This window comes from Hydrogenophaga sp. (genome assembly GCF_019264445.1).
Lineage (GTDB): Bacteria > Pseudomonadota > Gammaproteobacteria > Burkholderiales > Burkholderiaceae_C > Hydrogenophaga.
On sequence record NZ_JAHVAB010000032.1, the window covers coordinates 1 to 11,545 of the forward strand.

The following is an 11,545-nucleotide window of genomic DNA, read 5'->3' on the forward strand; positions in this document are numbered from 1 at the left end:
GTAAGCGATTGAGGCGCCAACCAGCAAATCCCATCAGGGACCGCAGTCAAAAGCTGCACTCACAGTCCGAATGTACGGGAGCAATCTTCACCTTCGCGTTGTCACGAATTGAGAGGCTGGCATAGGGGGCGTTCATGTACGTACGGCGTCGGCATGGTGGCGATGGTCCTGAAGCCGCAGATTACGTCATTTTCTGACGAACTGCCTCAGGTTCAACCCCGCCACCAACAGCGTAAGGAAATACACGAGCATGGCGCCCAGCACGCACAAGGTGAGCAGGCCCACACGCTGCAGCGCCTGACCCTGAAAGCCCAGCCAATTGACATGCTCGGCGCACCACATGAGGAACACCGCCAGCAGCGCACTGGCCGCCAGCACCTGCATGCTGAACAGCGCCCAGCCAGGCAACGGCTTGTAGGCCCCGCGGCGCACCAGACCCACCAGCAGGAACAGCGCATTGACCATGGCGCCGATGCCGATGGCCAGGGCCAGGCCCGCATGGGCCAGCCTGGGCACCAGCAACACGTTGAGCAGCTGCGTGAGCAGCAGCACGCCAATGGCGATCTTCACCGGGGTGCGGATGTCCTGGCGGGCGTAGAAGCCCGGTGCGAGCACCTTGATGGCGATGAGGCCGATCAGACCCGCGCCGTAGCCCATGAGCGCCGTGGCGGTTCGCTGCACGTCGGCCGCCGTGAAGGCGCCATAGTGGTAGAGCACGGCCACCAGCGGGTGCGCAAACGTGAGCAACGCGACCGCGCAAGGCACCGCCAGCAGCACCACCAGGCGCAGGCCCCAGTCGAGCAGGCCGCTGTAGCGCGCCGTGTCGTCCGCGGCCTTGGCAGCGGCCAGTTGCGGCAGCAGCACCACGCCCAGTGCCACACCCAGCATGGCGGTGGGAAATTCCATGAGCCGGTCGGCGTAGGTCAGCCAGCTCACGCTGCCAGCCGTGAGGTGCGACGCGATCTGCGTGTTGATCAAGAGCGAAATCTGCGCCACGCTCACGCCGAGCAGCGCCGGCAACATGAGCGTGGTGACACGGCGCGTGCCGGGATGGTGCCAGGCGGTTTTCAAGGACGACCACCTCAGGCTCACCCGGGGCAACAGGCCCAGCCGGTGCAGCGCAGGAATCTGCACGCCGAGCTGCAACACACCTCCCAGCAGCACGCCACCGGCCATGGCATAGATGGGCTCGATCCCCATCTTGGCAAACCACGGCGCCCCCCAGGCGGCTGCAGAAATCATGGCCACGTTGAGCAGCACAGGTGTCGCGGCAGGCACCGCAAAACGCTTCCACGTGTTCAGAATGCCGGCCGACAGCGCCACAAAGGACATGAAGGCGATGTAAGGAAACATCCAGCGGGTCATGAACACGGCTGAGTCAAACCCGCCGTCGTCCAATCCACTGGCCATGGCCCAGACCAGCACCGGCGCCCCCAGCACGCCGAGCACGCAAGTGACCGACAGCGCCCACGCCAGCACGGTGGCAATCTGGTTCACGAGCTGGCGGGTGGCATCGTCGCCCTCCTTCTCGCGCACGCCGGCCAGGACGGGAACGAACGCCTGACTGAAGGCACCCTCTGCAAACAGGCGCCGCAACAGGTTGGGGATGCGAAAAGCGACGTTGAACGCGTCGGTCAGCGCGCTGGCGCCAAACGTTGCGGCCATCAACAGCTCACGCACGAGGCCCGTGATGCGCGACACCAGCGTGAGCAGCGAGACGAGGGAAGCGGACTTGAACAGGGACACGCGATGAGTGTAACGACCGCGTCTGGCGCGAAAGATCGGGTCGATCGCCCATGCGGACGACAGCGGCCCCACGGCGGCGGCCCCAGCACGCCCGGGTTGCGGGCCAGGTTGCCCATGCTAAAATCGCGGGCTTTGCTGGCATCATCCCCAAACATTGAAGGAATATCACCATGGCAACCAAGCCGAAGAAAAAGAACCCCCGTCTGGCATCCGGCCGCAAGCGCGTCCGCCAGGACATCAAGATCAATGCAGCCAACACCTCGCTGCGTTCCAAATACCGCACCGCCGTCAAGAACGTTGAAAAAGCCGTTCTGACCGGTGACAAAGCCAAGGCGACCGAACTGTTCGCCAAGATGCAGCAAGTCGTCGACATCGTGGCCGACAAGGGCATCTTCCACAAGAACAAGGCCGCGCGCGACAAGAGCCGCCTGTCGGCCAAAGTCAAGGGCCTCGCAGCAGCCGCTGCCTGAGTCCCACCGGTCTGGCCCCGCCAGACCACCAGCCCAGGCCTTCCGGCCTGCCGTTTGAAACGGGTGCGCTGCCAGCAAAAGCAAAAAAGCCGTCGCAAGACGGCTTTTTTGTTGCCTGCACGGTGACGCAGGAATCGGTTCAGGGCTTGCGCGGCTCTTCCGGGAGCAGGCAGGCTTCCGCCACCTGCAAGCCGTTGTCGCGCGCGAAGTTCATGCAGAAGTCCCAGGCCATGGGCTCGGCTTCGCGCAGATCGTGGTGCACCACCACGCACTTGATGCCGTTGATGGTGTTGGGCACGCACCAGGGCGAGTAGCTCAGGTGGCTGCCGGGCTGGGCACCGCCCGGGCGAAACGAGCTCATGACCCCGGCCAGGCGCTCGGCCCAGTCGCTGGGGCGAAACGTGCGACCGTCCTGTGTGACGCCCTGGATGAAGACTTGTTTGGCTGTCGGTGAAACCATCGGGGGAAGCCTTCGGATGGAGGGCTCGGCTGGGAGAAAACCACCGCCAGAGCGAGGATCGCTCGCTGGGGAGATCGGGAGGTATTCTATCTTATATAAGACTTGAACCAAGGGATAACCCAGGCCTTCGGCCAGGCCCTGGATCGCATTTCTTCGATGCCCAACAAGCAATGATGATGCCCACCCGCAGCGCCTAAAATCGCGCTTCAACGGCTCAACCTTCGTTGAGCCGCTTTCTTTTTGGCCCTTTCCACGGAGTCTCCCGCATGAATGCCGCCCTCAAGCCCGTCGCTTCACCCCACGTGATGAACACCTACGGCCGCCTGCCGATCGCGATGTCGCATGGCCGTGGCTGCCGTCTGTGGGACACGAACGGCAAGGAATACCTGGACGCGCTGGGGGGCATCGCGGTGAACACCCTGGGCCACGCCCACCCCAAACTGGTGCCCGCACTGCAGGACCAAGTGGCCCGACTGATCCATTGCAGCAACTACTACCACGTGCCCGACCAGGAGAAGCTTGCGCAGTTGCTCGTGGAGCGCTCGGGCCTGACCAATGTGTTCTTCTGCAGCACCGGCCTGGAAGCCAACGAAGCCGCCCTCAAGCTGGCGCGCAAGTACGGGCACGACAAGGGCATCGAGCGCCCGGAAATCGTGGTCTACGACAAGGCCTTCCATGGCCGCTCCATCGCCACCCTTTCGGCCACCGGCAACCCCAAGGTGCAGGCCGGCTTCGGCCCGCTGGTGGAAGGTTTCATCCGCGTGCCGCAGAACGACATTGAATCGCTCAAGAAGGCCACCGCAGGCAACCCCAACGTGGTGGCCGTGTTTTTCGAGACCATCCAGGGCGAAGGCGGCGTCAACCCGATGCGTGCGCAGTACCTCAAGGAGGTGCGCGCCCTGTGCGATGCCAACGACTGGCTGCTGATGATCGACGAGGTGCAGTGCGGCATGGGCCGCACCGGCAAGTGGTTCGCCCATCAGTGGGCGGGCATCCTGCCCGACGTGATGCCGCTGGCCAAGGGCCTGGGCTCGGGCGTGCCCATCGGCGCGGTGGTGGCTGGCCCCAAGGCCGCCCACATCTTCCAGCCCGGCAACCACGGCACCACCTTTGGCGGCAACCCGCTGGCCATGCGCGCCGGCGTGGAAACGATCCGCATCATGGAAGAAGACGGCCTGCTGGAGAACGCCGCGCGCGTGGGTGAGCACCTGCGTGCGGCGCTCGAAAAAAGCCTCTCTGGCAAGCCGGGTGTGAAGGACATCCGTGGCCAGGGCCTGATGATCGGCGTCGAGCTGGACCGCCCGTGTGGCGCCCTGACCCAGCGCGCAGCCGACGCTGGCCTGCTGATTTCGGTCACCGCCGACAGCGTGATCCGGCTGGTGCCGCCCCTCATCATGACAACGGCCGAGGCCGACGAGGTGGCGGGCATCCTGCTGCCGCTGATCCACGCCTTCCTGGCCGAATGAGCACGACCACCGCCATGACGATCCCGCACTACCTGCAGTTCAAAGACCTGGACGCCCCCACCTACGCCTACCTCTTCGAACGCGCGGCCTTCATCAAGCGCAAGTTCAAGGCGGTGGAAAAATACCAGCCCTTCGCCGATCCCGACCGCACGCTGGCCATGATCTTCGAGAAGGCCAGCACGCGCACCCGCGTGAGCTTTGAGGCGGGCATGTACCAGATGGGTGGCTCGGTGGTGCACCTGACCACGGGCGACAGCCAGCTTGGCCGCGCCGAGCCGATCGAAGACAGCGCGCGCGTGATCAGCCGCATGGTCGACCTGGTGATGATCCGCACCTTCGAGCAAAGCAAGATCGAAGCGTTTGCCGCTCACTCGCGCGTGCCCGTGATCAACGGCCTGACCAACGAGTTCCACCCCTGCCAGATCCTGGCCGACCTGTTCACGTTCCTGGAGCGGCGTGGCACGAATGCCGAAGGCAAGCCCGACGCGGCCGCCTTGCGGGGCAAGGTGGTGGCCTGGGTGGGCGACGGCAACAACATGGCCAACACCTGGCTGCAGGCGGCCGAGCTGCTGGGCTTTACCGTGCACGTGAGCACGCCTGGTGGCTACGAGGTGGACCCCGTGCTCGCCGGCATTCGCGATCACGGCTGCTACAAGGTCTTCAAAGACCCGCGCGAAGCCTGCCGCGGCGCACACCTGGTCACCACCGATGTGTGGACCAGCATGGGTTTCGAGGCCGAGAACGAAGTGCGCCGCGAAGCCTTCAAGCGCTGGTGCGTGGACGAAGACATGATGCGCGCGGCCCAGCCCGACGCCCTCTTCATGCATTGCCTGCCGGCGCACCGGGGCGAAGAAGTCAGCGCCGAAGTGATCGACGGCCCGCAATCGGTGGTGTGGGACGAGGCCGAGAACCGCATGCACGTGCAGAAGGCGCTGATGGAATACCTTCTGCTGGGTCGCCTGGCCTGAGTGCGGGCTCCGCGTTCCATCGCCTGCTGCACCTGAGACCCCTGCGCGCCACGCCATGAGCCAGTGCCAGACCTGTGGCGCCTGTTGCGCCAGCTTCCGCGTGGACTTCTCGGTGCACGAAACGCAGTCGGAAGGGGGCAGCGTGCCCGATGGGCTGTGGGTACCGGTGACCGATCACATCAGCCGCCTGCGCGGCACCGACCATGGCCGCCCGCGCTGCGCGGCGCTCTCTGGCCAGATTGGCCTCAAGGCCGTTTGCGGCATCTACGAATGGCGCCCCAACCCGTGTCGCGAGTTTGAAGAGGGCAGCGATGCCTGCGCGCAGGCGCGGCGCCGCCACGGGCTGGCACCGCTCTGAGCACCATGTCCGCCTGCCAGACCTGCGGCGCCTGCTGCGCGTCCTACCGCGTGCAGTTTGCCGTGTATGAACTCGACGAAGCGGGCGGCTCGGTGCCCGCCGCGCTGACCGAGCCGGTGAATGGCAGCACCTGCCGCATGCGCGGCACGGGCGAGGTGCCGATTCGTTGCGTCGCACTCAGCGGTACCGTGGGCACGGCCGTGGGCTGCACCATCTACCACCAGCGCCCCGCCCCCTGCCACGAACTCCGCGAGGGCAGCTACGCCTGCCACAAGGCGCGGGCGCGCCATGGCCTGCCGGCCCTCGACCACGAACCGCCCCTCTGAACACACGCATGCAAGCCCTGCTCGACGCCATCGCCACCGCGGACATGCCCACCGACGCCCAACGCCTGTTTCATGGCCGAGGCGCCCTGTACCCCGGCAGCGAAGCCTGGACGCTCGACGCCTACCCGCCTGTGTGGCTGGTCACCAAGTTTGGCGAAGCCTCGCCGCAGGAGAAGGCCGCACTGGCGGCTGCGCTTGAGCGGCGGCACGCCGACACCGCCCCCGGCCAGCCGCTGAATGCCGTGCTGCAGACGCGGCACGAAGGCCGCAGCGAAACCACCGTGATCGCCGGCAGCGTGCCTGAATCGCACGTGGTCATGGAAGACGGCGCAAAGTACCGCGTCAACCTGCTGCGCGGCCAGAACCATGGCCTGTTCCTGGACATGGCCGAGGGCCGGCGCTGGGTGCGGGCCCACGCGCGGGGCCACAAGGTGCTCAACCTGTTTGCCTACACCTGCGCCTTTTCGGTGGCAGCGCTGCAGGGAGGTGCCAAAGAGGTGGTGAACCTGGACATGGCGCAGGGGGCGCTGGCCACCGGGCAGCAGAACCACCCGCTCAACGGCATCACGAGTGGCGCCAAGTTTCTTGCCCACGACCTCTTCAGCTCCTGGGGCAAGGTCACGCGCATGGGACCGTATGGCCTGGTGATCGCGGACCCGCCGAGCTACCAGAAGGGCAGCTTCGTGGCCCAGAAAGACTACGCGCGCCTGGTGCGCCGGCTGCCCGACCTGCTGCGTCCGGGTGGCCACGCCCTGCTCTGTTTGAACGCACCCGAAATCCCCGAACAGTTCCTGCACGAACTGCTCGCCACGCACGCGCCCGAGCTGGAGCTGCTGCAACGCCTGCCCAACCCGGCGGTGTTTGCCGATGCATCGCCCGACCGCGCGCTCAAGGTGCTGCTGGTGCGGCTGCCGCCGCTCGGTTGACCCCTGTTTGCTTCAGACCTCAAGTATTTTGAAAGGTCGTTGGAAATAACCGACACCACGGCTTTTTTCACGGTGCTACCTTCACCGCACCATGAAAAAGCTCTGGGATATCTCCCCGCCCATCCACGCCCAGGCCCCGGTCTTTCCGGGCGACACGGCCTACTCGCAGGTGTGGGCCGCCACCATCGGCCCGGGGTGTCCGGTCAATGTGAGCGCGATCACGCTCTCGCCGCACGTGGGTGCCCACGCCGACGCACCGCTGCACTACGACCCCAGCGGTGCAGCCATCGGCGCCGTGGCGCTCGACGCCTTTCTGGGCCCCTGCCGCGTGATCCATGCCATGGGCTGCGGCCCGCTGGTCCGGCCTGAACACATCGCGCACGCGCTCGGCGCCCTGCCGCCGCGCGTGCTGGTGCGCGTGTACGAACGCCAGCCGCAAGACCGCTTCGACGACAACCTCCCCGCTTTCGCGCCTGACACCGTGGAGCAGCTCGCGGACCTCGGCGTGCGGCTGATCGGCATCGACAGCGCCAGCATCGACCCGGCCAGCAGCAAGACGCTGGACAGCCACCAGACCATTCGCCGGCGCGGCCTGCGCGTGCTGGAAAACCTGCTGCTCGATGACGTGCCCGAAGGCGACTACGAGCTGATTGCCCTGCCCCTGAAACTCACCACCGCCGACGCGAGCCCCGTGCGCGCCGTCCTTCGCGAACTCTGAAAGCCCGTTGGGCCGACCCCATGACCATGAACCTGCAAGACTGCCGCGCGCTCGACGCGCAAGACCCGTTGCGCTCGCTGCGCGATCTCTTCCACATTCCCGAGGGCACGATCTACCTCGACGGCAACTCGCTGGGCGTGATGCCGCGCAGCGCACCGGCGCGCGTGGCCGATGTGGTGGCGCGCGAATGGGGCACCGACCTCATCCAGAGCTGGAACAAGAACGGCTGGTTTGCCCTGCCGAAGAAAGTGGGCGACAAGATCGCACGCCTGATCGGCGCCGAGCCCGGTACGGTGGTGGCCACCGACAGCACCTCGATCAACCTCTACAAGGTGCTCTCGGCCGCGCTGCACCTGGCCGAAACCGACCAACCGGGGCGCAAGCGCATCGTGAGCGAACGCAGCAACTTCCCCACCGACCTCTACATCGCCGAAGCGCTGTGCCGGGAACGCGGCTTCGAGCTCGTGCTGGTCGAGCCCGACGACATTGCCGCCGCACTCACGTCCGACGTGGCCGTGCTCATGCTCACCCACGTGAACTACCGCACCGGCGCCATGCACGACATGCACGCCATGACCGCCGCCGCGCACGCCACCGGCGCGCTCATGGTCTGGGACCTCGCGCACAGTGCAGGCGCCGTGCCAGTGGACCTGAGCGGCGCAGGCGCCGACTACGCGGTGGGCTGCGGCTACAAGTACCTCAACGGCGGCCCAGGCGCACCCGCCTTCGTCTGGGTGCACCCGCGCCACACCGACCGCTTCTGGCAACCGCTGGCCGGGTGGTGGGGCCACGCCACACCGTTCGAGTTCACGCCCGACTACCGACCCGCCCCCGGCATCACGCGCTACCAGTGCGGCACCCAACCCATGATCAGCCTGGCCGCACTCGAATGTGGCGTGGACACCCTGCTGGCCGCCGAAGCCCACGGCGGCATGGCCGCGCTGCGCCGCAAATCGCTCGCGCTGACCGACCTCTTCATCGAACTCGTGGACGACCGCTGCCACGGTCACGGCATCGGACTGGCCACGCCGCTGGACCACGCGCAGCGCGGATCACAGGTCTGCCTCACACGCGACGAAGGCGCCTACGCCATCGTGCAGGCGCTGATTGCGCGTGGCGTGGTGGGCGACTTCCGCGCGGGCGATCCTTCGACAGGCTCAGGACGCACGGGCTCCAAAGACATCCTTCGCTTCGGCTTCACGCCGCTCTACATCGGCTTTGAAGACGTGTGGCATGCCGCCGACCAGCTGCGCCAGGTGCTGGAGAGCGGCGAGTGGAAGCGCGCCGAGTTCAACCAGAAACACGCGGTGACCTGAGCATGTGCCCGCACCAGCCCAGCGCGTCCAAGCCCGAAGACATCGTGCGCGAGGAAGGCGCGCAGCTCGACTTCAGCCGCGACATGAGCTATGGCGACTACCTGCAGCTCGACAGCATCCTGAGCGCGCAACGGCCGCTGTCGCCTGCGCACGACGAGATGCTCTTCATCGTGCAGCACCAGACCAGCGAACTCTGGATGAAGCTCATGCTCCACGAGCTGCATGCGGCCATTGCCCACGTGGCCCAGGACGAACTGCAACCGGCCTTCAAGATGCTGGCGCGCGTCTCCAAGATCATGGAGCAGCTGGTGCACGCGTGGGACGTGCTCGCCACCATGACGCCGCCCGAGTACAGCGCCCTGCGCCCTTACCTGGCGCAGTCCAGCGGCTTCCAGAGCCACCAGTACCGCTGCATCGAATTCGCCATGGGCAACAAGAACACGGCCATGCTCAAGCCGCACGCACACAGCCCGCAGCGCATGGCGGTGGTGCAGGCGGCGTTCGAAGCCCCGTCGCTGTACGACGAAGCCTTGCGCCTGCTCGCGAGGCGCGGCCTGGCGGTGCCTGAAAGCCACACGCAGCGCGACTGGACGCAGCCCTACGAGGCCAGCGACGCCGTGGAGCAAGCTTGGCTGCAGGTGTACCGCCACCCCAAAGACCACTGGGACCTCTACCAGCTCGGTGAAGAACTCACCGACCTCGAAGACACCTTCCGCCTCTGGCGCTTTCGGCATGTGACCACGGTCGAGCGCGTGATCGGGTTCAAGCGTGGCACCGGTGGCACCGGCGGCGTGAGCTACCTGCGCAAGATGCTGGACGTGGTGCTGTTCCCCGAGATCTGGCGCTTGCGCACCGACCTGTGAAGCGGCGCGCTGCCGCGCTCAGGGCAGCGCCATCGCCAGCGACACATGCAACGACCGGCCCGCCACCAGACTGACCTGGGCGCGGGCCTGCGGGAGGCTGTCGCGCGCGGCCTCCAGTGCCACCGGGTCCACCAGCGGCAATGACGGGGGCGCGCGGTCCAAGACCACGCGGGACTGCGCCGTGCGCGTCACGAGAACCGGATCTGCGATGGCTTCCAGCGTGGCCGGGATGGCGGTCACCGCCGCGGTCCCGGTGTCGGCACACCAGGTGGTGAGCGGCATGCCGGCCACAGGCACCAGCGCTTCGCCACGCCAGTCCGAGATGCCGCGCGCGAGTACCTGTCCATCGCTCACCACACGCAGCAGCACGCCACCCAGCGCTTCGTTGCTGCCCACCGCACGCAAACTCGCACTGAGCGCGACCCATGACGGCTGGAGGCGCCCGAAAGACGACAGGTACATCGGCACCACCAGCGGGTGAAACAACGACCCCACCAGTGCCGCGTGCGCCAGATGCGTGTGGAGCGCAAGGTCCATGCGCACGAGGCGCGAGAGGTACTGCCCCTGCGGGTCGCCCACCTTGAGCATCAGCGGCAGCGAACCGGCGCGACCTGCCGCCGCGACCAGGGGCGACGCCCCGTGCACCACGAACAGGCCGCTGCGGCTGCGCTGGATGTGCACGCCCGGTGGCGCTTCGACCTGCAAGCCCTGCAGCACGGGCGCGCCGGTGGTGGCGTCCACGCAGCGCAACGCGCCGAGCACCCGGCGCTCGGTGCGGTCCAGTTCGCGCGAAGCAGCCACCATGCGCTCACACCGCAGACCGCGCGACACCTGCGGTGAGCGAGACCGGAAAGCCGTCCATGCCTTCTCCAAACGAAATCGTTCAACCAACGTGGGCCGAATCGCCGAATCCACACGTTGCTGCGTCTCACGATGCGGCTGTACGTGGGTGGTTGCAGGCTTTTATACCGTTTGAGGGCTCAGGGTAAGGAACTAATACCCGTCTGGGGAAGGGTCGGCCGGCTTTCCAGTCGGGGGTTGATCCAGCACAAAAAAAACAGGGGGCCATCGGCCCCCTGCTTTCGTCGTGAAGCGCCGTGGCTCAGCCCGGCCGGATGTTGTTGCGCTGGATCACCTCGGCCATGGCGGCGGTGTCGCTCTTGATGCGGCGCGCCAGCCCTTCGGGGCCCGTGCCCGCCACCTGCCAGCCCTGGCCGAAGATCTTCTGGCGAATGTCTTCGCGGCGCACGATCTCGGTGAGCAAGGTGGCCAGCCGGTTCACATGCGCCTTGGGCAGGCTGTTGGGCGCGGCCACGGCGTTCCAGATTTCCAGCTGGAAGTCGCGCACGCCGGCTTCGGTGAGGCTGGGCACATCGGGCACCAGGCTGCTGCGGCCCGTCGAGGTCACACCAATGGCCTTGAGCTTGCCGGCCCGCACCTGCGGCATGGCCAGGCCCGGTGGCAACAGCGACATCTGCACCTGGCCACCCAGCATGGCCGTGATGACCTGCGGGTTGCCGGGGTACGGCACGTGCACGGGTGCAATGCCTGCGCGGCTCTTGAGCAGCTCCATGCCCAGGTGGGCCACCGTGCCCACACCGGGCGTGCCGTAGTTCCACTTGTCGCCCGACGCGCGCGCCGCTGCGATGTAGGCCGCGCCGCTCTCGGTCACGGTGGCCGGCACGCTGAGCACCAGCGGTGCCACCGCGATGAGCGAGACCGGCGTGAGGTCCTTGATGGGGTCGTAGGTCGTGTCGGGATTGAGGATCTTGGCGATCGTCATGTTGCCGTTGATCATCAGGCCAATGGTGTGGTCATCGTCCGCGCGCGCCACTTGTGCCGCCGCGATGTTGCCGCCCGCACCGGGGCGGTTCTCGATCACCACCGGCTGCCCCAGCGCCTGCTGCAGCGGGGCCGCCCCCCCCCCC

The 11,545-nt window shown here is 66.8% G+C and carries 13 protein-coding genes; 9 read left to right on the top strand and 4 right to left on the bottom strand.

The window, feature by feature from the left end; genetic code table 11:
* Positions 1 to 186: 186 nt before the first annotated feature.
* Positions 187 to 1,746: a murein biosynthesis integral membrane protein MurJ gene (murJ, locus tag KXJ60_RS04775; protein ID WP_291124620.1), complete on the bottom strand. Its 1,560-nt coding sequence runs from the start codon at positions 1,744 to 1,746 to the stop codon at positions 187 to 189.
* A 170-nt stretch (positions 1,747 to 1,916) separates the two neighbouring features.
* Here murJ and rpsT point away from each other — a divergent pair, with 170 nt between their 5' ends.
* The gene (gene rpsT, locus KXJ60_RS04780; RefSeq protein ID WP_291124622.1) at positions 1,917 to 2,216 is read left to right on the top strand and encodes a 30S ribosomal protein S20; all 300 of its coding nucleotides are present in this window, start codon (positions 1,917 to 1,919) and stop codon (positions 2,214 to 2,216) included.
* A gap of 139 nt (positions 2,217 to 2,355) precedes the next feature.
* On the opposite strand, the gene KXJ60_RS04785 is transcribed toward rpsT, so the two are convergent.
* Positions 2,356 to 2,676, bottom strand: coding sequence for a DUF3579 domain-containing protein (locus KXJ60_RS04785; RefSeq protein WP_291124624.1), 321 nt, complete (start codon positions 2,674 to 2,676; stop codon positions 2,356 to 2,358).
* 266 nt (positions 2,677 to 2,942) lie between these two features.
* On the opposite strand from KXJ60_RS04785, the gene KXJ60_RS04790 reads away from it, so the two are divergent.
* The 8 genes from KXJ60_RS04790 (at position 2,943) to kynA (ending at position 9,617) form a co-directional block, all read left to right on the top strand.
* Positions 2,943 to 4,142, top strand: coding sequence for an aspartate aminotransferase family protein (locus KXJ60_RS04790; protein ID WP_291124626.1), 1,200 nt, complete (start codon positions 2,943 to 2,945; stop codon positions 4,140 to 4,142).
* Positions 4,139 to 5,110, top strand: coding sequence for an ornithine carbamoyltransferase (gene argF, locus KXJ60_RS04795; RefSeq protein WP_291124628.1), 972 nt, complete (start codon positions 4,139 to 4,141; stop codon positions 5,108 to 5,110). The genes KXJ60_RS04790 and argF overlap by 4 nt, the downstream gene beginning before the upstream one ends.
* A gap of 55 nt (positions 5,111 to 5,165) precedes the next feature.
* The gene (locus tag KXJ60_RS04800) at positions 5,166 to 5,468 is read left to right on the top strand and encodes a YkgJ family cysteine cluster protein (RefSeq protein ID WP_291124630.1); all 303 of its coding nucleotides are present in this window, start codon (positions 5,166 to 5,168) and stop codon (positions 5,466 to 5,468) included.
* Between the two features lie 5 nt (positions 5,469 to 5,473).
* Positions 5,474 to 5,794 carry a YkgJ family cysteine cluster protein gene (locus KXJ60_RS04805; RefSeq protein WP_291124632.1) on the top strand — a complete coding sequence of 107 codons (321 nt, stop codon included), beginning with the start codon at positions 5,474 to 5,476 and terminating at the stop codon, positions 5,792 to 5,794.
* Between the two features lie 8 nt (positions 5,795 to 5,802).
* Complete coding sequence (locus KXJ60_RS04810) at positions 5,803 to 6,720, top strand: class I SAM-dependent methyltransferase (RefSeq protein ID WP_291124634.1); 918 nt, start codon at positions 5,803 to 5,805, stop codon at positions 6,718 to 6,720.
* 91 nt (positions 6,721 to 6,811) lie between these two features.
* Positions 6,812 to 7,438: an arylformamidase gene (kynB, locus tag KXJ60_RS04815; protein WP_291124636.1), complete on the top strand. Its 627-nt coding sequence runs from the start codon at positions 6,812 to 6,814 to the stop codon at positions 7,436 to 7,438.
* 20 nt (positions 7,439 to 7,458) lie between these two features.
* Positions 7,459 to 8,754 carry a kynureninase gene (kynU, locus tag KXJ60_RS04820; protein ID WP_291124638.1) on the top strand — a complete coding sequence of 432 codons (1,296 nt, stop codon included), beginning with the start codon at positions 7,459 to 7,461 and terminating at the stop codon, positions 8,752 to 8,754.
* Positions 8,755 to 8,756: 2 nt separating this feature from the next.
* Positions 8,757 to 9,617 (top strand): tryptophan 2,3-dioxygenase, encoded by an 861-nt coding sequence (kynA, locus tag KXJ60_RS04825; protein WP_291124640.1) that lies wholly within the window; start codon positions 8,757 to 8,759, stop codon positions 9,615 to 9,617.
* Positions 9,618 to 9,635: 18 nt separating this feature from the next.
* Here the strand turns inward: kynA and KXJ60_RS04830 are convergent, their stop codons facing one another.
* Together KXJ60_RS04830 and KXJ60_RS04835 are read right to left on the bottom strand one after the other, a co-directional pair.
* Positions 9,636 to 10,421: a hypothetical protein gene (locus tag KXJ60_RS04830; protein ID WP_291124642.1), complete on the bottom strand. Its 786-nt coding sequence runs from the start codon at positions 10,419 to 10,421 to the stop codon at positions 9,636 to 9,638.
* A gap of 298 nt (positions 10,422 to 10,719) precedes the next feature.
* Positions 10,720 to 11,545: tripartite tricarboxylate transporter substrate binding protein (locus tag KXJ60_RS04835; protein WP_291124644.1), on the bottom strand; the 826-nt coding region annotated here is incomplete at its 5' end.

Coding starts and splice junctions, on each gene's coding strand:
- KXJ60_RS04790 (WP_291124626.1), top strand. CDS start 2,943: ATGAATGCCGCCCTCAAGCCCGTCGCTTCACCCCACGTGATGAACACC.
- kynU (WP_291124638.1), top strand. CDS start 7,459: ATGACCATGAACCTGCAAGACTGCCGCGCGCTCGACGCGCAAGACCCG.
- KXJ60_RS04800 (WP_291124630.1), top strand. CDS start 5,166: ATGAGCCAGTGCCAGACCTGTGGCGCCTGTTGCGCCAGCTTCCGCGTG.
- KXJ60_RS04810 (WP_291124634.1), top strand. CDS start 5,803: ATGCAAGCCCTGCTCGACGCCATCGCCACCGCGGACATGCCCACCGAC.
- KXJ60_RS04805 (WP_291124632.1), top strand. CDS start 5,474: ATGTCCGCCTGCCAGACCTGCGGCGCCTGCTGCGCGTCCTACCGCGTG.
- rpsT (WP_291124622.1), top strand. CDS start 1,917: ATGGCAACCAAGCCGAAGAAAAAGAACCCCCGTCTGGCATCCGGCCGC.
- KXJ60_RS04785 (WP_291124624.1), bottom strand. CDS start 2,676: ATGGTTTCACCGACAGCCAAACAAGTCTTCATCCAGGGCGTCACACAG.
- argF (WP_291124628.1), top strand. CDS start 4,139: ATGAGCACGACCACCGCCATGACGATCCCGCACTACCTGCAGTTCAAA.
- KXJ60_RS04830 (WP_291124642.1), bottom strand. CDS start 10,421: ATGGTGGCTGCTTCGCGCGAACTGGACCGCACCGAGCGCCGGGTGCTC.
- kynB (WP_291124636.1), top strand. CDS start 6,812: ATGAAAAAGCTCTGGGATATCTCCCCGCCCATCCACGCCCAGGCCCCG.
- kynA (WP_291124640.1), top strand. CDS start 8,757: ATGTGCCCGCACCAGCCCAGCGCGTCCAAGCCCGAAGACATCGTGCGC.